This is a genomic window from Sulfitobacter sp. PM12, assembly GCF_045586035.1.
Taxonomy (GTDB): domain Bacteria; phylum Pseudomonadota; class Alphaproteobacteria; order Rhodobacterales; family Rhodobacteraceae; genus Sulfitobacter; species Sulfitobacter pontiacus.
The window spans coordinates 58,634-83,582 of record NZ_CP151534.1 but is presented as its reverse complement, the minus strand read 5'-3'; the positions used below and the strand labels follow the sequence as shown (position 1 = coordinate 83,582).

Sequence of the window (24,949 nt, the reverse complement as noted above, 5' to 3'; positions counted from 1 at the left end):
AGTCTGTCGAATCTCATACGTCAACCGATATATGTGTCAGCGCGCTGGCGTGGTGCCCAGCCCTACCCCATACGCTCCTGCGCGACGTGTGGCAGGATATAGCTTTGACCAGCTGCGGCGGGCGTATTGACGGTCAGGGTGCAACCATAGGCTTGGGACAGGATGGCGTTTTGCATCACGTCGGCGGGCGTGCCGTGTTTCAGGATCTGGCCGTCTTTGAACATCGCCATGTGATCGGCAAACATGGCCGACAGGTTCAGATCATGCATGACCGCGACCACGCCGCCGCCGCGATTGGCGAAATCTTTGAGAAGCCGCATCACCATAAGCTGATGGCCGATATCCAGACTGGCAACAGGTTCGTCCAGCAGCAACCAACAGGGCAAGCCGTTGTGCACCGGATGCCAAACCTGACAGAGCACGCGGGCCAGCTGCGTGCGTTGCTGCTCTCCGCCCGAAAGCTCTTGGTAAAGCTTGTCTGCGTAGCCCTCTAGCCCGACGGCATGCAGGGCGCGGGCGGGGATATCGTCGCGGTGTCCAGATATGCCGTGTCGTAGCCCCATGCGCACGACCTCGGCCACGGTAAAAGGGAACGCAAGGGTGGCTGACTGCGGCAGCACCGCGCGCATGGCGGCAAGTTCCCGCGGGTGCAGATCAGCAACGTTTTCGCCGTTCAGCAGAATGCGGCCGGAGAAATCGACCTCGGCCGTGATCGCCTTGAGCAACGTTGATTTGCCCGAGCCGTTGGGCCCGACAATCGCTGTAAGCGCGCCGGCATTGGCGGTGAAATCGACCCCGTGCAGTATCTCTTTCTTGCCGATACGGGCAGCAATATCGCAGACGCATAGCATCACAGGTCCACCAGCCCGCGGCGCCGCAGCAGGATCCAGAAAAACACCGGTGCGCCCAGAATGGCGGTGATCAACCCGATGGGCAGTTCCGCGGGCGCAATAATCACGCGGCTGATGATGTCGGCGGTCAGCAACAGCGTGGCCCCCAGCAACGCAGAGTTCACGAGCAAGGGTTCGTGATCCGGTCCCGTGGCAAGACGCAACAGATGGGGCACGACGATCCCGACGAAACCGATCCCGCCGGACATAGCGACCGCGGCACCGGTGGCGGCGGCGACGGTGAGGATGGCGGTATGCTTTACCCGCTGCACCGGCACCCCCATATGCGCGGCGGTTGCCTCCCCGAAAGCGAGCGCGTTCAGCCCGCCGCCCAAGCGCATAGCCACACCCGTCGCCAGAAGGATCAGCGGCCCCGCAATGGCGACCTTGGTCCATGTGGCACCGGCAAGCGAGCCGAGCCCCCAGAACGTCAGATCGCGCAACTGCGTGTCATCGGCGAAATAGATCAACAGCCCGCCCAAGGCCCCTGTCAGCGCGCCCAAGGCAATCCCCGCCAGCAGCATCGTCGCGACAGAGGTGCGCCCGCGCCGCGTCGACACGCGATATAGCAGCAAGGTTGCCGCCCATCCGCCCAGAAAGGCAGCCAGCGGGATCAGCCAAAAGCCCGCCACGGTGAGCACAGCCACCGGCAACAGCCCGCCCAGAACGATTGCCACGATCGCGCCCAATCCGGCACCGGCACTTACCCCAAGCAGGCCCGGATCCGCGAGCGGGTTGCGAAACAGCCCCTGCATCACCGCGCCTGACACAGCCAGCGCGGCCCCGACACAGATGCCCATGATCAGCCGCGGCAAACGGATATCCCAAAGCACTACCCGTTCAAGCTGCGTCAGCGGCGCACCGGTCACGATCTTGGCCAGGGCATGCCACAGCGATGTGCCCGACGCCCCGATCGCAAGGCTGCCGATGGCGGCGACCGCCAGAATGATCGCCAGCCACACATGCGCCTTGCGCGCGGCACGACGGCGGTCGCGGGGCGGGGCGAAATCTGCAAGCGCGGTCATCGGATCAATCGGCGTAAAGCGCGGCGTGCAGATCGGTGACCGCATCTGCCGTGCGCGGCCCGAACCCCAGCAGATAAAGCCCGTCCATCCGCACCACCGACCGGCTGGCCGCTGCAGGGGTGACGGATATGGCAGGCATCGCGAAAAGCTCTGCCTCGGTGCTGTTGTGATCGCCTTCACGCGCCATCATCACCAGCACATCGGGCGCTGCGGCCAGCACGGCTTCGTCCGTGATGGGTTTGTAGCCCGCAAACCCCGTGACCGCATTCACCGCGCCAGCCAGATCTATCATCGACGCGGCCGCGGTATCTGTGCCCGACGCCATGATCCGCCCGCCTTGGGTGCTGAGGATGAACATCACGCGCTTGCGCTCTGCCTCGGGCCGGTCTTGCGTCGCGCGGGACACGGCTGCCAGCTTTTGATGCACTTCAGCAGCCAGCGCTTCGGCCTGCGGCCCTTTCCCAAGCGCCTGCCCGACGGCGCCTATCTTGGCGCTGACCCCTTCGGCGGTATAGTCGTCAGGGACGGTGACAAAGGGGATATCCGCCTGCGCTAGCACCTCGATTGTTTCGGGCGGTCCGGCACCTTCCTCGGCGATGATCAGCTTGGGGCCTGTGGCCAGCACCCCTTCGGGCGAGAGCGCGCGCATATAGCCCACGTCCGGCAAGGCAGCGGCTTCAGGCGGATAGCTAGAGGTCGTATCCCGCGCAACCAGCTGGTCCTGCGCGCCGAGGGCAAAGACGATCTCTGTCACCGCGCCGCCGATGGAGACGACGCCCCCTGTGGGCTCCTGTGCCGTGGCGGGCAGTGCTGTAATCAGGCCAAGCGCCGCGACGCTGATAGCGGTCGTGACAGCGCGGATCATGCGGGCACCTCGACGTTCAGGCTCTCCAGCCCCGCGACAAGCTTGCCCCATGCGGGACGACAATCGCGCCCTTCCTTGCCGACGCCAAAGACCTGAAGGATAAGCCCCCCGTCCTTGTTGAAGGCCTCGACCGAAACAGCGGGGCCGCGTTGCGTGGGCTTGTCGACGGCCCAGACCTCGGCGATGTGATCCAGCCGCAGATGCAGGTTAAAGCGGGGGTCCAGCACGTTTTGCCACGGGCCCATGGATTTCAGCGTGGTGATCGGGCCCGAATGGATCTGGATACACCCGCGATTGCCGGTAAAGACCATGATCTCAAGCTCTTGCGCGACCACCTGATGCAGCATGGCATCGACAGCAGAAGGCTGCAAAGCGCGTGCAAAGGGTTCGCCCGCGATGCGGTAGGCCCCTAAGCGGTTCATCTTGAGCTTGGAGGTCAGGCGCAAGAACTGATGCGTGTCGGTCAGCCGCGCCCATTCCTTTTGCAGGATGTCCAGCTTCGACAGATCAGATTTCGGCACCTCGTCAGGGTCGCGCGGCACCACCTCAAGGGTGGGGGATTGGTCTTCCAGCGTCAGCCCCGCTTTGGCGCGATCAAAGGCCGCCGCATCGGACCCGTCGCGCAGAAAGATCTTATGTACAGCATCGCCCGCCGCATCGAACACCTGCAAGCTGCGGCGCGTACCGATGTCCGTCTCCTTCTCTACGGCAAAGGCATGATGCCACCGGCTGGGAAAGAGCCGCAGGTCGATGTCATCGGTGAGGATCATCGATGCATGGGGACCGGCGTGATAGTTATCATAGGTGCCGACCTTTTCGTGCACGCAGGACGGGTTGCGGGTCAGCGCCATAACCTCGCCCAGGGTCTGGGCGGCGCGCATGATCTCGTCGGGGTGCGCATTGATACGCCGCACGCCATCGCCGGTATAAGCCGCCAGCAACTGCGCCTCGCTGATCTTGAGCTTGTCGGCCACATCACGTTCGCGCAGCTTTGCGTGGTCGGCGCGGAAGGCGCGAATATCCTCGGGGGTCGGGGGAACGGAATGGGTCATGCAGCACCTTCGCCATATATATTAAAAGAGAGGGGGCTGGCGACGCGCGTCGGGCATCCGCTGGCAAAGGCGCAGATAAGAACCCGCCCTTTAATGTTGACACTTTTAGTCGGTCTTTTTAGAACCCGCAAGAGCGCAACCCGTCTACGCCCCTTTTTTCACCGCCAGCCCCTCGCAAGCATTCCGTCAAACCTATTGCTTGCAAGGATGTCTTCGATGACCAAAGCCGCTGGAACCCGTGCCCTATTGAGGGGTACGACAAGCCTGATACTTCTTTCCCTTACCCCGCTCCCCCTCGCTGCGCAGGAGGGCTTTCTAGGCACGCTCGTTCTGGGCGAAAGCAAACGCGAGGTGCAGACCGATACGGCAGTATCCATCACCACAGTCGACCAAGAGGAGATCGACGACCGTCAGGCAGGCACCGTGGCAGAGCTGATCGATTCAGTTCCCGGCGTGAGCCTTGTGAACGGGTCCACCCCGCAAGGGTCCGGCATCAACATCCGCGGCTTCGGCGCGAACGATATCTACGGTGCGGATTCCAAAGTCGCCGTGCAGATCGACGGGGCCACCACCGGGGCAGAGCGGCTTTACCGGATTGGCACCCAGCTGTTCACCGACCCGTTCCTTTACAAGTCGGTCGATGTGATCCGCGGGTCCGTCGGCAGCTTTGAATACGGGTCCGGGATCGTGGGCGGCGTCGTCCGGCTTGAGACGAAAGACGCGTCGGACCTGACGAATGGTGAGCTTGGCTATGTTCTGGGTCAAACGCTGGAGTTCAGCACGAATGGCGACGGCATCACGTCTTCCAGCGTGCTGGCGTGGCAACCGACCGAAGATATGGAGTTTCTGCTGAACTACACGTGGCGCGACCAGAACGATCAGGTGGATGGTGACGGGGCGACCATCGGGAACAGCGCCTTCACCCTGCCGTCGGGTCTGATCAAGGCGAAATACAGCTTTGGCCAGAACCGCGATCAATCGCTGACCTTCAGCCTGTCGCGCACCACAGCAAGCGACCGCGACGTGCCATTTGACAGTTTTACCACCACGGCGGATTCCTTTGGCACCGTTGACCGCGATACGGAGTCCACGACCGCGGTGCTCAAGTACAACTTCAACCCGGCTGACAATGATCTGGTGAACCTTGATGTCGTGCTGTCCTACGCCGACCAACAGATCGACCAAAGCTATGTCTCGGGCAGCTCCCCCCTTGAAGGCACCCCACAAGGGGCCGGTGTTCTTGCCTTGGCGAATGCGGATCATCGGTATCAAACAACGAAACTGGCGTTCAAAAACCAAAGCCTGTTCACCACAGGCGCTGTCTCCCATGATCTGCGGACCGGGCTTGAACTGATCCACAAAGAACGCCTTGATGCCAGCAACGCCCCCGGCGGCAAGGACCGCCGCGTCGCTGTCTATGCGGTGGACGATATGCGCATCACTGATGCATGGACCGTGACACCGGCGCTGCGCTACGAGACGTCGAAGATCACCGGATCAGCAGCACCGAATGATGGCACCTATGATAACAACGCGCTGATGGGCGGGCTGTCGGTGCGCTACGCCTTCGGGAATGGTTTGGCCCTGTTCACCAGTGCCGCCTATACCGAAGGGCTGCCAATGATCGACCATCTGGGCACCGATGCCGCGATCACCTCTTCCGAGAAGGCAGAGACATACGAGATCGGCGCCTCGTTTGACCGTCATGATCTGTTCCGCAGCGGGGACCAATTCGCGATCAAGGGTGTCTACTACGAGACCACCTTGACCGATGTCAGCAGCTATTCGGTCTCGGGGGTACGCCCGCCTGCACCGGCGCTGGACCGGGTCGAAACCTCAGGGCTGGAGCTTGAAGCCTCTTACGCGTTGGACACGGGTCTTTACTTTGACGTGAATGCCAATGTGGTGCGCGGAACGGAGTATGAACCGGGCGGCTCTTCCGGGGACTGGCGATTGCTGCCTGCGGACAGTCTGCGGGTCACCGTGGGCAAGAAATTCGGCAAAGAGCTTGACCTGAGCTGGGAGGTCGTGGGCAACACATCCGTAACAGACGACGGCGAGACCTCGGCAGGATTTGGCGTCCATAATCTGCGCGCCACCTATGTCCCGCAAAACGGTATCCTCAAGGATACGCAGTTCCGCGTCGGGCTAGAGAACGCTTTCGACAAAACCTATACGCCGCATCTGTCGACCCGCACGGCACCGGGTCGGAACGTGAAATTCTCGATCTCGCGGATGTTCTGAAACGGCACGGGCCCCCGGGGTGTGACGTACCTCGGGGCCTTGCCCTTTGGCTTAGTCGATCCCGTTCTCGCGCTGAAGGCGACGGATATAGGCCACAATGTCCATCACATCGGCCTGCGTGATCCCTTCGACGGGGGGCATGTTTCCGAACGGCCAGTGATGTCCCCGCACCCCGTTTTGCGCGGCCAGCAGGAACGCCCGGTCGCCGTGGTGGCTGGGCTCGTAGATCACATGCACCAAGGGCGGTGCGACGCCGTCCTGCCCCTGACCATTGGCCCCGTGGCAGGCCGCGCAAACCGCATCATAGGCGCGCTTTCCCAGCTGCTCCTGATCGGTGAAACTGTCCGGCACCTTCACGGGAGCCAAGGCACCCTCCGCAAGCTCGGTCGGGCTGGTCTCGGGTTGATCATGATGCGAGAAATACCACCCGCCCGCCGCTGCCGTCAGCAGCGCAAAGGGGACAACCCACAGCAATACACGCGATGTTTTCATGTCTTCGCCTCTAATGGGGCGGGCACCGATGCATGACCGGAGCCCGCGTGTGGATTACTTCAACTCGACGACGGTCAGCTTGCCTTTGACGGGCTCTGCGACGAATTCGATGCTCTGACCTGCAGAGAGCTTGCCGATCATGGTTTCATCGGCGCGAAACACCATGGTCATCGCGGGCATATCAAGGTTGACCAATGGTCCGTGATCGATGGTGACCTTCCCGCCTTTGGTGTCAACTTTCTTGACGGTGCCCTTGGTATAGACGACCTCTGCCGCTTCGGTTTCTGCCTCGGCTTTGGCGCTGACTTCGATGGGGCCGTACATGCCGGATTCATAGTGACCGGGGATCAGGCAGGCGAATTCAAACGAGCCAGCATTGGCAAAGGTCCAGATGACCTCGCCCGACTGGCCGCCCTCAAGACGGACCGAATTGGGGTCGTCATGTTCCATATCCATCTTCGCCATCATTTCCTTGTGCTTGGCGTTGCCTTCGGCGTTATCGATCACGAACTCATGCTCAAGCTCGCCCTTGTTGGTGACCTCAAAGCGGATGGTTTCCCCCTGCTCGAACGCAAAGTTGTCGGGTTCAAAGATCATATCCCCGTCTTCGGTCTCGCGCATGGTGACCGCGATGGTCCGGGTGACGTCAGCCGCCGTACCGGGTTTGCCCACTGCCATCATTTCGGCATGTTTGTCGGCGTGGTCGTCATCATGCCCGCCAGAGTGGGAACCCGCCGCAAAGGCAGGGCCGGTCAAAGCAATGGCGAAGGCGGTGGTCATCAGAAGGTTTTTCATCGTGTTTTCCTGTATTGTTTTCAATGTTTTATGTGGATGCAAAAGGGGTTATCCCTTTTGCGTTGGTTTCGGGGTCAGGATCGTTTTGGGGCTGTTGTTCGTGGCGAATTCCGGTAGTTCTCCGGTCCACTCATAGGCTTCCTCGCCGGGGGGGTTGTCGTACCATCCGGGGTCGGAATAATCGTCCGGCGCAATGCCGTCGCGTACCTTTACAACAGAGAACATGCCGCCCATTTCGATCGGCCCGTGTTTGCCCCAGCCGTTCATCATGGGGATCGTGTTCTCGGGCAGTTCCATCGACATCTTGCCCATGTCCCCCATGCCCGCCGTGCCCATCGGCATGTAGCCCGGCTTGAAGCTGCGCATCTTGGGGGTAAGCTGGGATTTATCGACACCGATAAAGGTCGGCACGTCGTGGCCCATGGCATTCATCGTGTGGTGCGACTTGTGGCAGTGGATCGCCCAATCGCCCAGATGGTCCGCCGTGAACTCATAGGCGCGCATCGCGCCGACAGGAATGTCGATGCTGACCTCGGGCCATTGCGCGCTTTCCGGCACCCAGCCGCCGTCGGTGCAGGTGACCTTGAAATCATAGCCGTGCATGTGGATCGGGTGGTTTGTCATCGTCAGGTTTCCGACGCGCACCCGTACCCTGTCGCCCTTGTTCACGACCAGCGGGTCAATATCGGGGAAAATCCGGCTGTTCCATGTCCATAGGTTAAAGTCGTTCATCGTCATGACGCGCGGCACATAGGTACCGGGGTCAATGTCGAACGCGTTGAGCATGATCAGGAAGTCACGGTCCACCGGCATGAACGTCGGGTCTTTGGGGTGGACGACAAACATGCCCATCATCCCCATCGCCATCTGGACCATCTCATCCGCATGGGGGTGGTACATGAAGGTGCCGGATTTGGTCAGGTCGAACTCGTAGACAAAGGTCTTGCCCGGTTTGATCCCCGGATGGCTCAGCCCGACCACGCCATCCATGCCCGAGGGCAGGATCAGCCCGTGCCAGTGGACGGATGTGTTTTCTGGCAGTTTGTTGGTGACATAAATCCGCACACGGTCGCCTTCGACCGCTTCGATCGTGGGGCCGGTGGACTGGCCGTTATACCCCCACAGATGCGCGATCATGCCATCGGCCAGTTCGCGTTCTACGGGTTCCGCGACAAGGTGGAATTCCTTGACGCCGTTATTCATGCGGTAGGGCAGCGTCCAGCCGTTCAGCGTGACCACGGGCGTGTAATCCACCCCCGTCGAGGGGCGCGCCGTAACCGCAGTCGCAGCGCTGTCCATATGCGCCGCTTCCGGCAGCCCCATGTTCAGAGTTTTGCCCCACGCCTGAGAGGACACAAGTGTCGCCCCCGCCGCACCGGCACCGAGTAGTTGACGTCTGTTCATCATATCGTTTCCTTTCAGTGTCCTGCGCCGCCACCAGCGGCCAACGTGGCGCCTTCGGAGCCCCCTCCGCCGCTGCCTGCACCGCCGCCGTAGATGGCCGCGGTCAGATCCGCCTGCGCCATAAAGAACGCCCGCTTCGCATCCGCGGCTTCCAGCTCGGCACCGAGCTTTTCACGCACATCAGTCAGCAGTTCGAAGGTGTTGGTGATCATGCCGTTGTAAGACAGCAGGGCTTCGTTCTCGACGGTCTTGCGTAGCGGAACAAGAACATCGCGGTAGTGGCGCGCGATCTTGTAAGAGGCATGGTAGGCCCGTTCGGCCCCCCGCGCTTCTGAACGTACATTGACCGCCCGTTCCGCCAGTACATTCGCCGCCTGCAGATACGACAGCTCTGCCTTGCGCATCCGCGCCTTGCCGCTGTCATAGATCGGGATCGCGAACTCCAGCTCTACCTGAGGCGTGATCTCTTTCTCGATATCGTCCCCCTCGGCTTCACGCTCAAGCTCGGCCCCTGCGACGATCTCGAGGTCGCTGACGATGCGGGTCTGATCCGTCAGGCCAAAGGCTTTTGCCTGCGCTTCAAGACCCAGCTTTGCGACGCGCAGGTCGACACGGTTGCGCAGCGCCTTGGCTTCGACGTTGGCAACGCCGCCCACGGACCGCGGCAGCCCCGGCAAGGCATCAGGCACGTAATAATTCACGTCAGCCCCCCAAAGCCCCATGAGGCGCGTCAGCTCTTCCTTCGCGGTGGTCGCGTCCAGCCGTGCCTTGGCAAGCTGTCCGGCCAGCTCCGCGTTGAACGCCTGCTCGCGGGCTTGGGCGGCTTTATTGAGCGCGCCGGTTTCCCCCAGCTTGCGGGCCAGCTCCGATCCGGCGTCCGAGGTCGCCTTGGCGCGTTTCAAATACCCCACCACCTCAAAGGCGGAGACGGCATTGACCCATGCCTGACGGGTCTGGTTGGCCAATGTCAGCGTATCGTTCACCGCCGTCAGCTGCGCTTGACGAAAGCTCGCGTCAGCGATTGCGCGGCGTTGTTTACGCGTGGTGGCATCCAGAAGATTGGCGCGGATCAACCCTTCGATCGCACGGTAGGCCCCCAGTTCGGGTGCCCCGATCCCCAGCACGCCAATAGACACGATCGGGTTTTCCGGCGTCGATTCCTGCCATGCTTCGGCGGCGGACAATCCGACATTCGCATAGGACGCCTGAAGCCCCTTGTTGTTGAGCAAGGCAACCTGAACCGCCGTATCGGCCGAGATTGTCTTGCCCTGCACCATCGCGCGCACTTCGCGTTTCACCGCTTCGTTTTCGGCTTGGGTCTCGGCAAAGACGGTGCGTTTACCAAGCGCGGGCGTGATCTGGCTGGCGACATTGGCAAAGCCGGCTTTGGGGTCGGTATAAGCGCTCGGGATCGCCGTGGCGCAGGCCCCGAGCACAAGGGGAAAGCCGATGATCAGCGGCAGTTTACGGACGTACATCAGTTCCCCTCCGATTGTTCTTGGTTCACGGTGCGCCAGTCACGCGGACCGGTGGGCCCACGATACGTATAGCCGGCCAGAGGGTTCGGGTGGCTGATGGGAGAGACGACGGTCGTGCTGAGCGTGGCTTCTTGCGTGGCCACGGCAGGCAGCGGTGTCGGCGTATAGGGCAAGGGTCTGACATCCTGCGTGCAGGCGCCAAGGGTCAGGGTGCAAGCCCCCAAAACGAAATGGATTTTCATGTGATGTACCTGATTGATCTTCTAGGGATCGCGCGCAGGAACGCTGGCGCGACGCAAAGACCCCAAAGCGGGTCTAAATCAGATCAGGATTGTGGAGGACGCAGAAAGCCTTGCGCCTCAAGCGAACGCGCCTGCGCATGGCCGATCTTGTAGGTGCCCGCAGTGACGGCATCGTCTTGCGGATGCGCGTGGTCCATCAACACGATGGACAGGCACATCCCGTTGCAGCAATTACCTGCACTATCGTCAGGCGCGCTTGAAGGGGCTTTGTCACTGTGATTGTCGACAGCGGCACGATCCATAGTGCTATGATCATGCAGGGCGTCTTGCGCGGTTATATCGGCCACATCATCCATGACCGAGGCATAATGCCCGTCATGCATCCCCGACGCCGCGTGGGACGCGGACGGCGGAAACAGCACCAGCGCCGCAGCAAAGGCAAGACATGCCACTGCGTTCAGCCAGAAAGATATGGTGCGCTCAAAAGCCATGAGAGACAGTTGATGCACCTGCCCCTTCCTGTCAATCGGTCCTGCGCTGGAAGGTTTCGAAGTTTTTTACCCGGTGGGCGGCGGAAAGCCGCTATGCTTTTTTGGCACCGGCGTTCGAGATAGCGCTGACACTGCGGTGGGTAATCTCCTCTCCGGTGACACGGTCCACCAGCATGGGCGCGATTGGCGTGCCCGCACTGCGCGAGACCAGCGTGACCGACGGGCTGCCTTCAATCGGGACATGGGCGTTGGCCCAGTCGATCAGCGACACCAGCATCGGATACAGCGCCTTGCCCCGTTCGGTCAGCCGGTATTCGTGGCGCAAGGGGCGCTCCTGATAGGCCTCGCGGCGCAGCACACCGGCCCCCTCCAGCTTGCGCAACCGGTCCGCCAGCACATGTCGCGTGATCCCCAGCCGGTCCTGCATCTGCTCGAACCGGCGAATGCCCAGAAAGCAATCGCGTAAGACCAGCATGGTCCAGCGGTCGCCCACCACGGACAGCCCCCGCGCCACGGGGCAGGATTCATTCTGTAGCTCGTTCCATTTCATGCCTTGATCCTAGCAGGCATTGACAGGTTCTGAAAGAGAACTTACCCGTAGTGCATTCCAAAAAGGAACCGAGAGGCGAAAACTCGCCACTCCAAGCATTCGAACGGGGGGTAAACCATGCCACATCAGGTCGCCACATCGCAGCTCGGCAAGGCCGGCTGATGGCCCGCGTCACCCCGAACGCCGCCCCTGCCCTTTCCGCCGCAGCGACGCAGGCTCGCGCCACCCGGACCCGTGCCCTGCTAGAGGCACCAATCGCGCCAACGCTGGCCAAGCTTGCCGCACCCAACGTCTTGGCGATGTTCGTGCAAACCGTGCAAAGCATATCCGAAGCGTATTTCGCCAGCCTCCTTGGGGTGACAGCGCTGGCCGGTCTGGCGCTGGTGTTCCCGCTTGTCATGCTGACGCAAATGCTGTCGGCGGGGGCCATCGGTGGGGCGATCTCCGCCGCGGTGGCGCGCGCACTTGGCGCGCAAGACAGCGCGCGGGCGGCCACATTGGCAGTAGTCGCGTGGATGATCGCGGGTGCCTTTGCCGTGATCATGGCCGTTCTGGTCGGGCTGTTTGGCGTGGCGTTTTTCACCCTGCTGGGGGGCGGTGCCGATGCCGTCTCTGCCGCCGCGACCTATGCGCTGGTCTTCTTTCCCGGCTGTATGGCGATCTGGCTGTGCAATGCCTCGCTCAGTATTATTCGTGGAACGGGCGACATGCAGACCCCTGCCGTGCTCTTGCTGCTGGTGTCTGTCATCTCGATCCCCTTGTCGGGCGGCTTCGCCCTGGGGTGGGGCCCCCTGCCCGCGCTTGGCATGGCGGGACTGCCCATCGGCGTCGTGCTCGCCTTTGCGATCGGGGCTGTGCTGGCGATGGCGCATATCCTGTCGGGGCGCACGGGGCTTAGCTTTGGCGGTGCCTTGGGCCGGATCGATATCAGCATGTTCCGCGACATCCTCAGCGTCGGGGCGCTGGCGGCGGTGAATACCCTGCTGACCACGATCACCATCATCATGATGACAGGGCTCGTGGGCCGGTTCGGCGAAGAGGCGCTGGCCGGTTACGGGCTTGGCGCACGGCTCGAATTTCTGATGATCCCCGTGATCTTTGGCATTGGTGCCGCGATGACGGCGATGGTCGGGGCGAATATGGGCGCCGGTCAGGTGGACCGCGCCCTGCGCGTGGCCTGGACCGGATCTTGCGCGGCAGCGGTGATCGTCGGCGGTATCGGGCTGCTGCTCGCCGTGTTTCCCGACCTTTGGCTTGGCATGTTCCTTGACCCGTCCAACACCGGCGCGCTGGACGCAGGGCGCAGCTATTTCCGCCTCGTGGCACCGTTCTACGCCTTCTTCGCCCTCGGTCTCGCGCTGTATTTCGCGTCGCAGGGGGCGGGGCATATGGTCTGGCCGGTGGTCAGCAGCCTCAGCCGGATGGCGGTGGCGCTGATCGGCGCGTTGATCCTGATGCAAACCGGCGGCCTGGGCCTGCGCGGCATCTTCATCGCCATCGGCGGCGCGATGGTGGTCTATGGCACGGTGATCGGCCTTGCGATCTGGCGTAAGGGCTGGCGCGCGCGGGCCTAGTCATAGACCTCTGCCGAGAGCCCCTGCTGGATCAGCGCGGTGACCAAAGCCGCCAGCACCTCGGCGCGGCGCGAGGTGACCCGCTGCACCAGCCCCAGACGGCGATGGATCGGCGGCGCCCCGAAAGGGAACCAGTCAAGCGAGGCGGTCTCGGCGTCGTGCAGCGCGATCTGCGGGATAATGGCAAAGCCCAGGCCCGCGCGCACACAGCCCACCACGGCAGGCATCGTATTCACCGATACGATCTGGCGCGGCGCGGCGCCAAGGCGGGCGATTTCGGTATCGATCTGGCGCGCCAGCGGCACCTGCGTGCGATAGCGGATATAGGGCACGTCGCGGATCAGATCATCCAGCGTGATCGTTCCGGTGCCGGGCGGGGTGAGAACGATCAGCGGTTCGGTCAGCACAGGGGTCCAGCGCAGACTGCTGGGCACCGCCACGTGATCCGCCACAACCGCGGCATCCAGCTGGCCCGAGACGACCTCGCTCATCAGCTCCTCTGACACACCGACACGCAGCCGAAAGTTCAGGTACGGAAAGCTGGCGCGCAGCGTCGCAAGCGCCTGCGGCATCAGTGAATTTGCCCCGGTCCGCAACGACCCGAGCGCCACGGTGCCGCGCATCTGCTCCCCCGCGACGGAGGCTTTTGTGTCCGACACGATCTGCAGGATCGACTGGGCCGAGCGGACCATCTCTGCGCCCTTGGTGGTCAAGGCGGGCGGGCGGCGGGTGCGGTCGAACAACTGCGTGCCGATCTCTGCCTCTAGCGCCGCGATCTGCTGGCTGACGGCAGAGGCGGTCAGGTTCACGGCCTGCGCCGCCGCAGCAAAGCCGCCGTGCTGGCTGATGGCCAATAAAGTCTCAAGCTGACGTGTATCCATACCTCAAGATAAGATATGCTAAATGTAATGGCAAGAATTACGCGCTTTGCTATGGTTATTCTTGTGTTATTCACGAAACTGACACCAAACCCGTGGCGGATAAACCGCTGCTTCTCTCACAGGGAGTCCTCCTATGACGTTTCGTTCGGGCCTTGCCGCCCTTTTCACCGCTGCCAGCCTGATTGCAGCCCCCGCCACAGCCAACACCTACCCCGAGCGCGCGGTAGAGTTCATCGTGCCCTGGTCGCCCGGTGGCGGCTCTGACACGCTGATGCGTCTTGTGGCCAACAACGTGCAGCCGTTCCTTGGCGCTGAAATGCCCGTGATCAACATGCCCGGCGTCGGCGGCACTGTGGGCCTGCGCGAGGCGTCGCGCCGCGCCGCGGATGGCTATACCATCAGCCAGGTTCACGAAGGTCTGCTGGTCGCCACCGAAACCGGCATCACCGATCTGGCATGGGATGACTTTGACCCGATCGCGCTGATGACAGCCTCGCCCCAGTATCTGGTGGCGGGCAAATCCGACAACTACAGCAATTTCGAAGAATTCGTGACCTACGCCAAGGCACATCCCGGCGAGATCTCCATGGGCGTCACATTGGCCGGCGTCCCGCATCTGCACGCCGCGATGATCGAACAGGCCTTCGGGCTTGAATTCAAATACGTCGGCTATGAGGGCACGGGCGAACGCGTGCGCGCGCTGGTCGGCGGCAACCTTGATGTGGCGATTGGCGACATCAGCTCCTCCAAACAATTCGTCGACAACGGCGATCTGACCTTCCTTGCCGTCGGCGCGACTGACCGGGTGGACGCCGCCCCCGATGTGCCGACCTTCAAAGAGCTGGGTCAGGATCTTGAGCTGAACGTGACCCGCGGCATCGTGATGCCCAAAGGGGCCCCGCAAGAGGTCCGCGAGACGCTTGAAGCCGCGCTGCAAGAGATGGCCCAAGACCCCACCTATATCGAGCAGACCAACAACGCGGGTGCCGATGTCGGGTTCCGCGGTCAGGAAGACTACCGCGCCTATCTGAGCAAACTGGACGAGACAGTGAAATCGCTGTCGTCGGTTCTGGCCCCATGAACGGGCACGACCCCATGAAGGCACAGGAGGCGGGCTTGGTTGCCCGCCTTCTGAGCTATGTCTTCCTCCTGCTGGCCTCGATCGCATTATTCATCTCGGCCAGCGGCATTGCGACCTCGCGTTTTGAAAAGCTTGGCGCGGGGGCGTTCCCCAAGATCATCTTTGGCGCGATGGCGATCGTATCAGCCATCGCGATCATCGACGCGCTGCGCCAGATCCCCCGCCATGCTTACGGTGATTTCGCCGCACAGGCCGTAGCATGGGCGAAACGCTGCTATCTGGTGTTTGTCTGCCTTGGCGCGCTCACCGCCTATCTGCTGGTCATTCCGGTGCTGGGGTTTTCCATCGCCAGCCTGATCTTCCTTTTCGTGCTTCAGGTGATCCTGATGCCGCGCACGCCCAAGTCTATTGCCCTCGCCGCTGTGGTGGCGGTGGTTTTCTCCTTCGGGCTGAACTGGCTTTTTGCCGAAGTGTTCACCGTCTTCCTACCGCGCGGAGTGCTTTGAATGACTGATTTCATGACAGGGGCCGCGCAGATTTTCACGCTAGCGACGCTCGCCTATATGCTGGCCGGGTCCGTCGCGGGCATCGTTGCGGCGGCGATCCCCGGTTTCACCGTCACCATGGCGATTGTGCTGACCCTGCCGCTGACCTTCACGATGGAGCCTTTGCAAGGCATCGCCGTGATGCTCTCGGTCTATGTGGGCGGCTATACTGGCGGGCTGATCTCGGCGGCGTTGCTGGGCATCCCCGGCACGCCATCGTCGGTCGCCACGACCTTTGACGCCTTCCCCATGGCGCGCAACGGCGAACCGGGGCGCGCGCTGTCCATCGGGGTCTGGGCGTCCTTCTTTGGCACCGTCATCTCGACCATCGTGCTGATCTTCGCCGCACCGCCGCTCGCGCTTTTCGCCGTGCGCCTTGGCCCGTGGGAGTATTTCTCGCTCATCGTCTTTGCCCTCACAATCGTCGCCAGCCTTGTCGGCACCTCCGCCATGCGCGGCATTCTGGCGGGGCTGATCGGGCTTGCAATCTCTACCGTGGGAACGGACCCGATCATGGGCCGCCCGCGCTTTGATTTCGGCATAGAGATGCTGCAGGCCGGCCTGCCGTTTCTGGTCGTGCTGATCGGGATCTTCGCCATCTCGCAGCTTGTGTCAGAGGTAGAGAATGCCGACAGCGTGCGGTCGGGCAATGCGCTGGTCACAGGGGCCATCGATTTCCAGACATGGACCGTGATGAAGGAAGTGTTGATGCGGCCCGTCAACCTGCTGCGGTCCTCCATCGTCGGCGTGCTGATCGGTGCCCTGCCCGGTGCGGGCGGGTCCATCGCCAACCTCGTCGCCTATGACCAGGCCAAGCGCGGGTCCAAGAACAGTGACAAATTCGGCACCGGTGAACCCGACGGCATCGTCGCCTCCGAGGCGGGCAACTCCGCCACCGCGGGCGGCGGACTGATCCCGCTTATCGGTCTGGGCATCCCCGGATCGGCTGTCGATGCGATCCTCATGGCGTCGCTGATGGTGCATGGCATCTCGGTCGGGCCACGGCTGATCATGGATCACGGTGACCTTGTCTATGGCATGTTCATCGCGATGGTGGTCGCGTCCTTCATGATGTTGATCGTGTCGATCTGCTCTATGCGACTGTTCCTGCGGGTGACCGAAGTGCCCAAATGGCTGATCGTGCCGGTGGTGATGACCTGCTGCGTCGTGGGCACCTTTGCGCTGAACAACCGCGTGACCGACCTTTACCTGCTGATCTTTATCGGCATCACCGGCTACACGCTGCGCGCCCTTGGCTATGCGCTGGCACCTTTGGTGCTGGGGGTCATTCTGGGCCCGATTGCAGAAACCAACCTGCGGCGCGCGCTGATGACGGACGAAGACCCGACGCTGTTCTTCACCCGCCCCATCAGCCTGATTTTCCTGATTGCGGCTGTCGTGTCCATTGTCTGGGCCATCCGCAGTCACCTCAAAAACCGTCCATCTACAGAAAGGCCATCCCATGCGCCTACGTCATGATCCCGTCTACCCGTCGCGCCGCTCGCCCATCCTGGCCGAGAATGTCGTCGCCACCTCGCAACCGCTGGCGACCCAAGCCGGTCTGTCCATCCTGCAACAAGGCGGCAACGCTGTGGATGCGGCCATCGCCACGGCGGCGGTGCTAACAATCGTCGAACCCACGGGCTGCGGCCTTGGCTCTGACGCCTTCTGCATCCTGTGGGACGGCAAGCAGCTGCACGGGCTGAACGCCTCGGGCCGCGCGCCCGCCGCTTGGACGCCCGAATATTTCAAGGACGGCATCCCCGAACATGGCTGGGACGCCGTGACCGTCCCCGGTGCCGTCAGCGCCTGGGTCGAACTGTCTGAAAAATTCGGCAGCCTCGGCCTGTCGACCGTGCTGGCCCCCGCGATCCGCTATGCTGAAGACGGCTTTATCGTGTCGCCGGTCGTGGGCACGGCATGGGCCAAAGGGGCCGCGGTGCTCAAGGACCAACCCGGCTTTGCCGAGACTTTCATGCCCGAGGGACGCGCGCCCAAACCCGGCGAACGCTTCCGCAACCCCGGCGCTGCACGCACCCTGCGCGCTATTGCCGAAACCAAGGGCCGCGCGTTCTACGAAGGCGAGATCGCGCAAGAGATCGCGGCCTTCGCCAAGGCCAATGGCGGCGCGATGACAGCCGACGATCTGGCAGCGCATCACAACGACTGGTGCGGCACCATCAGCCAAAGCTTTGACGACGTGGAATTGCACGAGATCCCGCCAAACGGTCAGGGCATCGCCGCGCTGATGGCGCTTGGCATGTTGCAGCACACCGACATCCGCGACCACGGCCCCGACGATCTGGCCGCCGTGCATTTGCAGATCGAGGCGATCAAGCTCGCCTATGCCGATCTGCACGCCTATGTCGCCGATCGCGATCACATGACCGACGTGGACGAAGCGGCCCTGCTTGACCCCGATTACCTTGAATCCCGTGCCGCATTGATTGATCCCAACAAGGCGCAGGACTTTGGCGCGGGGGCCCCGAAACAGGGCGGCACCGTGCTGCTGAACGTCGGTGATGCCTCGGGTATGATGGTCAGCTTCATCCAGTCGAACTACGCGGGCTTCGGCTCTGGCGTGGTGGTGCCGGGCACGGGTGTGTCCATGCAGAACCGCGGCTTTGGCTTCACGACACAGGACGGCCACCCCAATCAGGTCGCACCCGGCAAACGCCCCTTCCACACGATCATTCCGGGCTTCGCCATGAAGAACGGTGCGCCGCTGATGGCCTTTGGCATGATGGGCGGGCCCATTCAGGCACAGGGGCATATGCAGCTCTTGCTGCGCACGCAGCTGTGGGACCAAGACCCCCAGACCGCCGCCGATGCCCCCCGCTGGCGCGCGATCGAGGGGCTGGCCGTCGCCTGCGAACCTTCGATGCCTGCCGATCTGCTCGACGGGCTCAAGGCGCTTGGCCATGCGATCCAGATCGAGGCGCCGGACAACGCCTTTGGCTTCGGCGGCGCGCAACTGGTGCAACGCAACGCGGCGGGCGGTTACGCCGCGGGCTCTGATCCGCGCAAGGACGGGCAAGCCGCAGGCTTCTGATCCCGCGCCACATGGGCAAGCGGAGGGTCACGCCTCCGCTTGCACTTTACGGGCCGGCAGCGCCCCTATATCGATCTTTCGACAACGCAGGCATTCCCATGAACTATATCAAACGCATCGGCATCGACGCCTATATGATCTTGCTGCTGGCCACCGTGATCGCGGGCATTGTGCTGCCTGCCACAGGTGTTGCCGCCGAAGGCCTGCGCGGGGTGACCTTCTGGGCCGTCTCGCTGCTGTTCTATCTTTATGGGGCCAAGCTGGACCCAAGCGCGGTCAAGGCTGGCATCACAAATTGGCGCCTGCAGGGGATGACCTTTGGCGCGACCTATGTGCTGTTTCCGCTGATTGGCCTGCTGCTGGCGACGCTGTGTAGCCCGATCCTCGGGGCGACGGTGACCATGGGGCTGCTGTTCTTGTCGGTGCTGCCCTCGACCGTGCAATCCTCTATCGCTTTCACCTCGATTGCCGGCGGCAATGTGCCTGCGGCGATCTGCGCGGCGTCCGTCTCTAACCTCATCGGGGTCATTCTGACGCCGGTGCTGGTGACCTTGCTGCTGCATCAGGGCGACGGCGGCGTCAGTCTGGATGCCATCGGCAAAATCGGCGTGCAAATCTTGCTGCCTTTCATCGTCGGGCAGGTGATGCGTCCGCTGGTGGGCGGGTTTGTGCAACGCCACAAGCTGCTGACCATGATCGTGGACCGCGGGTCGATCATGCTGATCATCTACTCTGCCTTCAGCGCGGGCACCGTCTCGGGCCTTTGGTCCGCGATCCCCGTCACCACGCTGATGCTGCTTTTCGCCGTGGTCTGGCTGTTTCTGGCCGTGGGCATGTGGTCGATGATCGCGCTTGGCAAGGCTGCGGCGATGCCCGACGCGGATCGCGCGGTGCTGTTCTACTGCGGGTCCACCAAAAGCCTTGCCAGCGGGTTGCCCATTGCCACGGCGCTTTTCGCGCCCGATCTGGTCGGTGCCATCGTTTTGCCGCTGATGATCTACCATATCTCGCAGCTTCTGGTCTGCGCCTTCGTCTCGCAGCGCGCGTCGCGTCGGGCCGCTGCCGCACCTGCCTAAAGTTACCCATGGGTATCCTTTTTGCCGATCACCCCCGCGCCCGCGCGCGGGTCTTTGCCGGTCGGGGCACCCCGGCCTAAGCCACAGCAGAAACACGCAATTTTCCGCCGAGATTTGGCGGGGTGGCGACGTGCATCGATAGGGGAAACGCGTTACGAAAGCGCGAAAAGGCAGCAGGCTGCCCACCCGACAAGAAGGACCCTATCGATGGCAGATAAATCAAAACGAAGCTGGTTTGGACGTACCGTACTGGCCGCGGTGATGCCCGTGGCCGCACAGGCCCAGACCGTGCAGGACGGCATGGCCGCGTTCGAGCAAGGCGATTATACCCACGCGCTGGAATTGCTGCTGCCGCTGGCCGAACAGGGCGACGCCGAGGCGCAATGTCAGGTTGGCCGCCTATACTATCGCGGCGGCGATGGCGTGCCGCAAAGCTTTGATGATTCCGTCGCATGGGCCAAGAAGTCTGCCGAGCAGAACAACCCCTGCGGTTTGAACTCTCTGGGCGTGTCCTACCGCTTTGGGCAAGGCGTCGACCCCGATGCGAAAACCGCGTTCGACTATTTCACCCGCGCTGCGGCCCAAGGGTTTGACAAGGCACAATTCAGTCTGGGCAACATGCATGAACTGGGCGAAGGCACAGCGCAGAGCGATGCAGAGGCCCGCGCCTGGTATCGCAAAGCGGCAGAGCAAGGCAATGCTATGGGCCAATACCGCTTGGGCATCCTGTTGCTGGAAGGTCGCGGCGGCGAGGCGGCCCCCGAAGAAGCACAGCAGCTTTTGCGTGCCTCGGCGGAACAGGGACTGGCTGACGCGCAATATTCGCTGGGCTGGATGGCCAACCACGGCGTCGGGGTAAAGCAGGACCACGGCCAAGCGCTTGAATGGTATCGGCTCGCGGCAGAACAGGGCTATGCCCCCGCGCAGATCAATCTGGGCAACCTCTATGCCGAGGGGCTTGGCACCTCGCAAGATGACGAGAAAGCCGTCGGCTGGTACTATGAGGCAGCGCGCAATGGCGTCCCCGCTGCGCAGGTCAACATGGGTAAGCACTATGCGCTTGGACGCGGTGTGCAGCAGGACTTTGACGAGGCGATGGTCTGGTATCAGCAAGCTGCGGAATATGGCGAACCCGTTGCCTATCTGAACGTAGGATTGCTGTATGAAAACGGTCAGGGCCGCCCCGCCGATCCGGCAGAGGCCGCGCGCTGGTACCGTGCCGCCGCCGAACGCGGAGAGCCCCGATCCCTTGCCAAGCTCGCGCATTTCTATGCCGAAGGGATCAGCGTCACACCGGACCCCGTGACCGCATGGGCGTTGCAGGATACCGCGATGGCCTATGACCGCGACGGCGCGCTGGACGCGCCCGAAGAACGGCTGATGCAAATGGGCCAGCAGTTGGCACCCCAGCAAAAGGGTGAAGCAAAGGCACTGGCGCAAAGCTGGCAGAACGGGGAAGAGCTGGTCTTGCCTTAACGGTCCAGCCAAAGCTGTGACCACGGCCCATATGGACAAAATGTCCATTTTGCCTATATTGTGCGGTGACGCTAAAGGAGAGCCCCATGACACGTGTCACCGCCACCGAATTCAAAAACAACATCGGCGCATTCAGCGATGCGGCGATGAGCGAGCCTGTCATCATCACCAGCCATCAACGTGACCGTCTGGTGCTGTTGTCAGCGGATGAATACCGTCGCCTGACCGCCCTGACCGAAGGGGTGACCACGCAGGATAAAGACCGCGTGGCGCGCGGGCTTGAACGGCATCGCAGCACGATCCTGGAACTCGCCAAACGATGACGGAGCCCCGTTGGGTGACCCGCGAACTTGTTGAATACATGCATGATTGTGTTCTCGAACTGGCGGGCGGCGCGCGCGGGTTGCGCGATGGTGACCTACTAGAATCCGCACTGGCCCGCCCGATGAACCTATATGCCTTTGGCGAAACGTCGCTTTTTGAACTGGCCGCCTGCTATGCCGAAGCCATCGCCCGCAACCACGCTTTTGTCGATGGTAACAAGCGCACGGCCTTCTTTGTCGCCAGCGATTTTCTGGACCAGAACGGATACGAGCTGCAGGCCGCTGTGGATCAGGAGCACGCCGATATGATGGTGGAACTGGCCCAAGGCAAAATGACCCGTGCCGACGCTGCCGCACATTTACGCAACCACAGCATCAAGACCTCTGCGACCTGACGTTTCGCGTTGGCGCGTAACTTTAGATAGAATTAATCATTGTTTCCCTGCTAGAAACACCGGTGTGATGAACGCCACCCGTGGGCCGGCAAGGAGACGACAATGAATACACAGAATATGCCTGCGCCCGATGGGGCGACACCGGCGCACCCGATCCCTGTCGAGGCGGATCTGGCCAAGGCCGATGTCGGGTTGATCGACTTTGCCAAAAAAGCGGGGAAGAACATCTTTTCGGTGATCCCCGATGCGACGCGCACGCAAAGCTATCTGAAAGGGCCGGCCAAGATCCATTATGTCTGTGACCCCGATATGGTGACCGAACTGCTGGCCGGTGTCGGGCGTCGCTTTCCCAAGGCGGAGTTTACACATAACGTCATCGGCCCCGTTGTCGGCAACGGCATGATCCTGTCGGAAGGCGAGAAATGGCGCGCGCAACGGCATCGCTATGCCCCGCTTTTTGCCGCGCGCAACCTGCCCGTGCTGACCCGACATTTTGCCCAGACCGGCGACGAGCTGGCGGATTTCTTTGCGCGCACGGCAGGCGAGGTCGATGTATCGGATGCGGCGCAAGAGGCGACGCTCACCAATATCTCGCGGGTGATGTTCTCGGGGAACGAGGCTGTGTCCAAGCAGGATGTCCGTCAGGGGATGCGACGGTTCACCGACTATATCAGCTATATGTCGCTGTTCGACCTGATGGGGCTGCCGAAGTGGGTGCCCCGTCTGAAATGGCTGCGCAGCAAGAAAGCGATCCGTGATCTGCGGCAGTTGACCCATGACGTGATCGCCAACCGCCGTGCGCAGCGCCATGCAGAGGCGGTCGATTTTCTTGACCTGCTGATCGAGGCGCTTGAGACGGATAAGGAAGATGTCGAAACGACGGTCGATAACCTGCTGACCTTTGTCGCGGCGGGCTATGAGACCTCGGCCAATACAATCGCTTGGGGGCTGTATCTGCTGGCGATGCACCCCGAGGTACAGACCGATCTGCGCGTCGAGGTGATGGAGGCCTGCGGTGACGGGCCCATCGGCTTTCACGATTTGCCCAAAATGCCCAAGCTGCACGCCCATGTGCGCGAAACCCTGCGGATGTATCCCGCAGGTGCCTTGTTCGCCCGTGATGCGACGGATGAGGTGACGATCAAGGATGTGACGTTCAAAAAAGGCGACGTGATCATGTTCCCGGTCTATGCGCTGCACCGGAACGAGCTGCTGTGGGACAACGCGGCGCATTATCAGCACGACCGGTTTCTGGACCGTAAGTACCCGCGCGGACAGTATATTCCCTTTGGGGACGGGCCGCGCATCTGCATCGGGGCGCAATATGCCGAGACAGAGATTATGGTGCTGCTTGCCTCGGCGCTGCGGCGGGCGTCTTTTGAACTGACGGACCACCCTGTCGCGCCACCGAACCTGACCTTTACCATGCGGCCCGATGGCCCGCTGATGTTGCGGGCCGTGCCGGTAGATCAGGCAGCGGTGGAATAGCTTTCGGGTTTGGCCGCCTTGGCCGCATCCGCTGCCTTGAGCACGACACAGAAGGTGGTGCCCACGCCGAGCTTGCTTTCATAGGCGATGCTGCCGCCGTGGGCATCGACGATACGTTTCGAGATCGACAAGCCAAGACCCGTGCCCTGGAACTTGCGCTGATCGCTTGAATCGATCTGGCCGAATTCCTCGAAGATGACGCTTTCACTGCCTTCGGGAATCCCGATGCCCTGATCCGCGACCGAAATCACGAGGTTCTCGTCCTCGCGTTTGAGGCCCACACGGATCGTGCCCCCCGCTTCCGAGAATTTGGCGGCATTGGACAGCAGGTTCACGATCACCTGATCGAGCCGTTTCTTGTCGCCGCGCACGATGGGCTGGTCTGCGGCAACGTTGATCTCTACCGCGACGCCAAAGCGGCTGGCATAGGGCTGGAACGAATGGGCGGCCGTGTTCACGACCTCGGCCAGATCCACGTTACCCAGATCAAGCGAGAACTTCCCCACATCCGCTGATTGCAAAAGCAGCAAATCCCCGACCAGATCCCCCAGACGGTTCGAGTTGCGCGTCGCGATATCCAGCAGCCGCGACATTTTGTCCGGCACCTCGCCCGCTGACCCCGCGTTGATCAGGTCAAGCGCACCGCGGATCGACGTGAGCGGCGTGCGCAATTCGTGGCTGACGGTGGACAGGAAACGGGTCTTGGCCTCGCTTGCGGCGAGGGCATTCTTGTTCTCGGTCTGAAGCGCGAGGCGGTTCTTCATCAGCGCGGAATACCCCTTGATGAAGGTCCGGGCGAGTTCGAACACGAAGCCCAGCACAAACAGCGCGGTGAAGAGGTTCAGCCAGATTTCAGAGTCCAGCGACGGGCGCGCCACGACGACATCGCGGATCGGGATATAGAGGATCGCCCCGATGTAGATCGCCAGCCGAAATCCCAGCACATATAAAAACTGGTGGTTGTTCATCGCCGCGAAGATAGAGGCGGAAATCAACAGGAAAAGCGGCAGAAAGTGGCTGTTTCCAACGCCCTGCTGGATCGCGATCGAGATGCAGAAAAGCGCAATCGTCGTCGCACTGAGCGCCGTGGTCATGTAGATGTGGAACAGCGATTTGCGGATCTTGAGGGTCTTGGACCGGGTGTTGCGCAGGATGTAGCGCAGCACGACGATGTCATAGATTTCGCACAAGCCGATCGCGAAAAAGAAAAACAGCGCGACCCTCAGTTCATAGTAATAGCCTGCCAAAGCAATAGCTGCGGTATAGATGATCGCCCGCTGGCCAAACGCACGGCTGCCCACAAGCGCATAATCCCGCAGCCGGCTTAGAACCGGGCGGGCCTGAGGCAAATTAACATTGTCAATTGCTTCCATGTTGCGCTTCCTCCGTCAGCCTGGCGCGGAATCGGGCGCCAAACGAATCTGCTGATATTTCACTACGATACACCTCAACTATTGGTGGAAAATTTGTTGCGATCATGGCAGAACCGTGGCTGTATGCATTTTGTTAACTTTTTCGTTACTTGAGCGG

Annotated in this window: 24 protein-coding genes; 11 read left to right on the top strand and 13 right to left on the bottom strand. The window is 62.0% G+C overall.

Going from position 1 to position 24,949, the window contains the following annotated elements; genetic code table 11:
* Positions 1-62: 62 nt before the first annotated feature.
* The 4 genes from AADW22_RS17575 to AADW22_RS17560 are packed head-to-tail and all read right to left on the bottom strand — an operon-like array spanning position 63 to position 3,832.
* Positions 63-851, bottom strand: a complete 789-nt coding sequence (locus AADW22_RS17575; RefSeq protein ID WP_407474816.1) for a heme ABC transporter ATP-binding protein — start codon at positions 849-851, stop codon at positions 63-65.
* The gene (locus tag AADW22_RS17570; protein ID WP_407474815.1) at positions 851-1,960 is read right to left on the bottom strand and encodes a FecCD family ABC transporter permease; all 1,110 of its coding nucleotides are present in this window, start codon (positions 1,958-1,960) and stop codon (positions 851-853) included. The genes AADW22_RS17575 and AADW22_RS17570 overlap by 1 nt, the downstream gene beginning before the upstream one ends.
* Positions 1,920-2,780 carry a hemin ABC transporter substrate-binding protein gene (locus AADW22_RS17565; RefSeq protein ID WP_407474814.1) on the bottom strand — a complete coding sequence of 287 codons (861 nt, stop codon included), beginning with the start codon at positions 2,778-2,780 and terminating at the stop codon, positions 1,920-1,922. The genes AADW22_RS17570 and AADW22_RS17565 overlap by 41 nt, the downstream gene beginning before the upstream one ends.
* The gene (locus tag AADW22_RS17560) at positions 2,777-3,832 is read right to left on the bottom strand and encodes a hemin-degrading factor (protein WP_407474813.1); all 1,056 of its coding nucleotides are present in this window, start codon (positions 3,830-3,832) and stop codon (positions 2,777-2,779) included. Before AADW22_RS17560 ends, AADW22_RS17565 begins: the two co-directional genes overlap by 4 nt.
* 216 nt (positions 3,833-4,048) lie before the next feature.
* Between AADW22_RS17560 and AADW22_RS17555 the strand changes: the two genes are divergently transcribed.
* On the top strand, positions 4,049-6,076 hold the full coding sequence (locus AADW22_RS17555; protein WP_407474812.1) for a TonB-dependent receptor domain-containing protein: 2,028 nt from the start codon (positions 4,049-4,051) through the stop codon (positions 6,074-6,076).
* 51 nt (positions 6,077-6,127) lie between these two features.
* Here the strand turns inward: AADW22_RS17555 and AADW22_RS17550 are convergent, their stop codons facing one another.
* From AADW22_RS17550 to AADW22_RS17520, 7 genes are all read right to left on the bottom strand, one after another.
* Positions 6,128-6,568 (bottom strand): cytochrome c, encoded by a 441-nt coding sequence (locus AADW22_RS17550; protein ID WP_037966964.1) that lies wholly within the window; start codon positions 6,566-6,568, stop codon positions 6,128-6,130.
* A 54-nt stretch (positions 6,569-6,622) separates the two neighbouring features.
* Complete coding sequence (locus AADW22_RS17545; protein ID WP_260006033.1) at positions 6,623-7,363, bottom strand: copper-binding protein; 741 nt, start codon at positions 7,361-7,363, stop codon at positions 6,623-6,625.
* Positions 7,364-7,411: 48 nt separating this feature from the next.
* Positions 7,412-8,770 carry a multicopper oxidase family protein gene (locus AADW22_RS17540; protein ID WP_107277643.1) on the bottom strand — a complete coding sequence of 453 codons (1,359 nt, stop codon included), beginning with the start codon at positions 8,768-8,770 and terminating at the stop codon, positions 7,412-7,414.
* An 11-nt stretch (positions 8,771-8,781) separates the two neighbouring features.
* The gene (locus tag AADW22_RS17535; protein WP_407474811.1) at positions 8,782-10,245 is read right to left on the bottom strand and encodes a TolC family protein; all 1,464 of its coding nucleotides are present in this window, start codon (positions 10,243-10,245) and stop codon (positions 8,782-8,784) included.
* Positions 10,245-10,487, bottom strand: coding sequence for a hypothetical protein (locus AADW22_RS17530; protein ID WP_009824197.1), 243 nt, complete (start codon positions 10,485-10,487; stop codon positions 10,245-10,247). The genes AADW22_RS17535 and AADW22_RS17530 overlap by 1 nt, the downstream gene beginning before the upstream one ends.
* An 83-nt stretch (positions 10,488-10,570) precedes the next feature.
* Positions 10,571-10,978 carry a hypothetical protein gene (locus AADW22_RS17525; RefSeq protein ID WP_288960172.1) on the bottom strand — a complete coding sequence of 136 codons (408 nt, stop codon included), beginning with the start codon at positions 10,976-10,978 and terminating at the stop codon, positions 10,571-10,573.
* Between the two features lie 91 nt (positions 10,979-11,069).
* A complete protein-coding gene (locus AADW22_RS17520) occupies positions 11,070-11,528 on the bottom strand; it encodes a helix-turn-helix domain-containing protein (RefSeq protein WP_037941432.1) in 459 nt (152 codons plus the stop codon).
* Between the two features lie 161 nt (positions 11,529-11,689).
* Between AADW22_RS17520 and AADW22_RS17515 the strand changes: the two genes are divergently transcribed.
* Positions 11,690-13,102, top strand: a complete 1,413-nt coding sequence (locus AADW22_RS17515) for an MATE family efflux transporter (protein WP_407474810.1) — start codon at positions 11,690-11,692, stop codon at positions 13,100-13,102.
* Here the strand turns inward: AADW22_RS17515 and AADW22_RS17510 are convergent.
* Positions 13,099-13,983, bottom strand: a complete 885-nt coding sequence (locus tag AADW22_RS17510; protein ID WP_132998061.1) for a LysR family transcriptional regulator — start codon at positions 13,981-13,983, stop codon at positions 13,099-13,101. The genes AADW22_RS17515 and AADW22_RS17510 overlap by 4 nt on opposite strands.
* 133 nt (positions 13,984-14,116) lie before the next feature.
* Between AADW22_RS17510 and AADW22_RS17505 the strand changes: the two genes are divergently transcribed.
* From AADW22_RS17505 to AADW22_RS17465, 9 genes are all read left to right on the top strand, one after another.
* Positions 14,117-15,064 (top strand): Bug family tripartite tricarboxylate transporter substrate binding protein, encoded by a 948-nt coding sequence (locus AADW22_RS17505; protein ID WP_407474809.1) that lies wholly within the window; start codon positions 14,117-14,119, stop codon positions 15,062-15,064.
* A gap of 35 nt (positions 15,065-15,099) precedes the next feature.
* Positions 15,100-15,570, top strand: coding sequence for a tripartite tricarboxylate transporter TctB family protein (locus AADW22_RS17500; RefSeq protein ID WP_240790874.1), 471 nt, complete (start codon positions 15,100-15,102; stop codon positions 15,568-15,570).
* Positions 15,571-17,088 carry a tripartite tricarboxylate transporter permease gene (locus tag AADW22_RS17495; RefSeq protein ID WP_260006022.1) on the top strand — a complete coding sequence of 506 codons (1,518 nt, stop codon included), beginning with the start codon at positions 15,571-15,573 and terminating at the stop codon, positions 17,086-17,088.
* Entirely contained in the window at positions 17,072-18,661 is a 1,590-nt protein-coding gene (locus tag AADW22_RS17490; protein WP_407474808.1) for a gamma-glutamyltransferase family protein, read from the top strand. Before AADW22_RS17495 ends, AADW22_RS17490 begins: the two co-directional genes overlap by 17 nt.
* A 98-nt stretch (positions 18,662-18,759) precedes the next feature.
* Complete coding sequence (locus tag AADW22_RS17485; RefSeq protein WP_407474807.1) at positions 18,760-19,737, top strand: bile acid:sodium symporter family protein; 978 nt, start codon at positions 18,760-18,762, stop codon at positions 19,735-19,737.
* Positions 19,738-19,944: 207 nt separating this feature from the next.
* On the top strand, positions 19,945-21,213 hold the full coding sequence (locus AADW22_RS17480) for a tetratricopeptide repeat protein (protein WP_180829753.1): 1,269 nt from the start codon (positions 19,945-19,947) through the stop codon (positions 21,211-21,213).
* Positions 21,214-21,299: 86 nt separating this feature from the next.
* The gene (locus AADW22_RS17475) at positions 21,300-21,536 is read left to right on the top strand and encodes a type II toxin-antitoxin system Phd/YefM family antitoxin (protein WP_407474806.1); all 237 of its coding nucleotides are present in this window, start codon (positions 21,300-21,302) and stop codon (positions 21,534-21,536) included.
* Positions 21,537-21,550: 14 nt separating this feature from the next.
* Positions 21,551-21,931, top strand: coding sequence for a type II toxin-antitoxin system death-on-curing family toxin (locus AADW22_RS17470; protein ID WP_407474805.1), 381 nt, complete (start codon positions 21,551-21,553; stop codon positions 21,929-21,931).
* 102 nt (positions 21,932-22,033) lie between these two features.
* Positions 22,034-23,419: a cytochrome P450 gene (locus tag AADW22_RS17465; protein WP_407474804.1), complete on the top strand. Its 1,386-nt coding sequence runs from the start codon at positions 22,034-22,036 to the stop codon at positions 23,417-23,419.
* Here the strand turns inward: AADW22_RS17465 and AADW22_RS17460 are convergent.
* Positions 23,401-24,792 (bottom strand): sensor histidine kinase KdpD, encoded by a 1,392-nt coding sequence (locus AADW22_RS17460; RefSeq protein WP_306285865.1) that lies wholly within the window; start codon positions 24,790-24,792, stop codon positions 23,401-23,403. The two genes, AADW22_RS17465 and AADW22_RS17460, sit on opposite strands and share 19 nt — an antisense overlap.
* Positions 24,793-24,949: the final 157 nt, after the last annotated feature.

Bases quoted from the DNA above. Each gene is read 5' to 3' on its own strand.
- AADW22_RS17575 (WP_407474816.1), bottom strand. From the start codon at position 851: ATGCTATGCGTCTGCGATATTGCTGCCCGTATCGGCAAGAAAGAGATA.
- AADW22_RS17570 (WP_407474815.1), bottom strand. From the start codon at position 1,960: ATGCGGTCACCGATCTGCACGCCGCGCTTTACGCCGATTGATCCGATG.
- AADW22_RS17565 (WP_407474814.1), bottom strand. From the start codon at position 2,780: ATGATCCGCGCTGTCACGACCGCTATCAGCGTCGCGGCGCTTGGCCTG.
- AADW22_RS17560 (WP_407474813.1), bottom strand. From the start codon at position 3,832: ATGACCCATTCCGTTCCCCCGACCCCCGAGGATATTCGCGCCTTCCGC.
- AADW22_RS17555 (WP_407474812.1), top strand. From the start codon at position 4,049: ATGACCAAAGCCGCTGGAACCCGTGCCCTATTGAGGGGTACGACAAGC.
- AADW22_RS17550 (WP_037966964.1), bottom strand. From the start codon at position 6,568: ATGAAAACATCGCGTGTATTGCTGTGGGTTGTCCCCTTTGCGCTGCTG.
- AADW22_RS17545 (WP_260006033.1), bottom strand. From the start codon at position 7,363: ATGAAAAACCTTCTGATGACCACCGCCTTCGCCATTGCTTTGACCGGC.
- AADW22_RS17540 (WP_107277643.1), bottom strand. From the start codon at position 8,770: ATGATGAACAGACGTCAACTACTCGGTGCCGGTGCGGCGGGGGCGACA.
- AADW22_RS17535 (WP_407474811.1), bottom strand. From the start codon at position 10,245: ATGTACGTCCGTAAACTGCCGCTGATCATCGGCTTTCCCCTTGTGCTC.
- AADW22_RS17530 (WP_009824197.1), bottom strand. From the start codon at position 10,487: ATGAAAATCCATTTCGTTTTGGGGGCTTGCACCCTGACCCTTGGCGCC.
- AADW22_RS17525 (WP_288960172.1), bottom strand. From the start codon at position 10,978: ATGGCTTTTGAGCGCACCATATCTTTCTGGCTGAACGCAGTGGCATGT.
- AADW22_RS17520 (WP_037941432.1), bottom strand. From the start codon at position 11,528: ATGAAATGGAACGAGCTACAGAATGAATCCTGCCCCGTGGCGCGGGGG.
- AADW22_RS17515 (WP_407474810.1), top strand. From the start codon at position 11,690: ATGGCCCGCGTCACCCCGAACGCCGCCCCTGCCCTTTCCGCCGCAGCG.
- AADW22_RS17510 (WP_132998061.1), bottom strand. From the start codon at position 13,983: ATGGATACACGTCAGCTTGAGACTTTATTGGCCATCAGCCAGCACGGC.
- AADW22_RS17505 (WP_407474809.1), top strand. From the start codon at position 14,117: ATGACGTTTCGTTCGGGCCTTGCCGCCCTTTTCACCGCTGCCAGCCTG.
- AADW22_RS17495 (WP_260006022.1), top strand. From the start codon at position 15,571: ATGACTGATTTCATGACAGGGGCCGCGCAGATTTTCACGCTAGCGACG.
- AADW22_RS17490 (WP_407474808.1), top strand. From the start codon at position 17,072: ATGCGCCTACGTCATGATCCCGTCTACCCGTCGCGCCGCTCGCCCATC.
- AADW22_RS17485 (WP_407474807.1), top strand. From the start codon at position 18,760: ATGAACTATATCAAACGCATCGGCATCGACGCCTATATGATCTTGCTG.
- AADW22_RS17480 (WP_180829753.1), top strand. From the start codon at position 19,945: ATGGCAGATAAATCAAAACGAAGCTGGTTTGGACGTACCGTACTGGCC.
- AADW22_RS17475 (WP_407474806.1), top strand. From the start codon at position 21,300: ATGACACGTGTCACCGCCACCGAATTCAAAAACAACATCGGCGCATTC.
- AADW22_RS17465 (WP_407474804.1), top strand. From the start codon at position 22,034: ATGAATACACAGAATATGCCTGCGCCCGATGGGGCGACACCGGCGCAC.
- AADW22_RS17460 (WP_306285865.1), bottom strand. From the start codon at position 24,792: ATGGAAGCAATTGACAATGTTAATTTGCCTCAGGCCCGCCCGGTTCTA.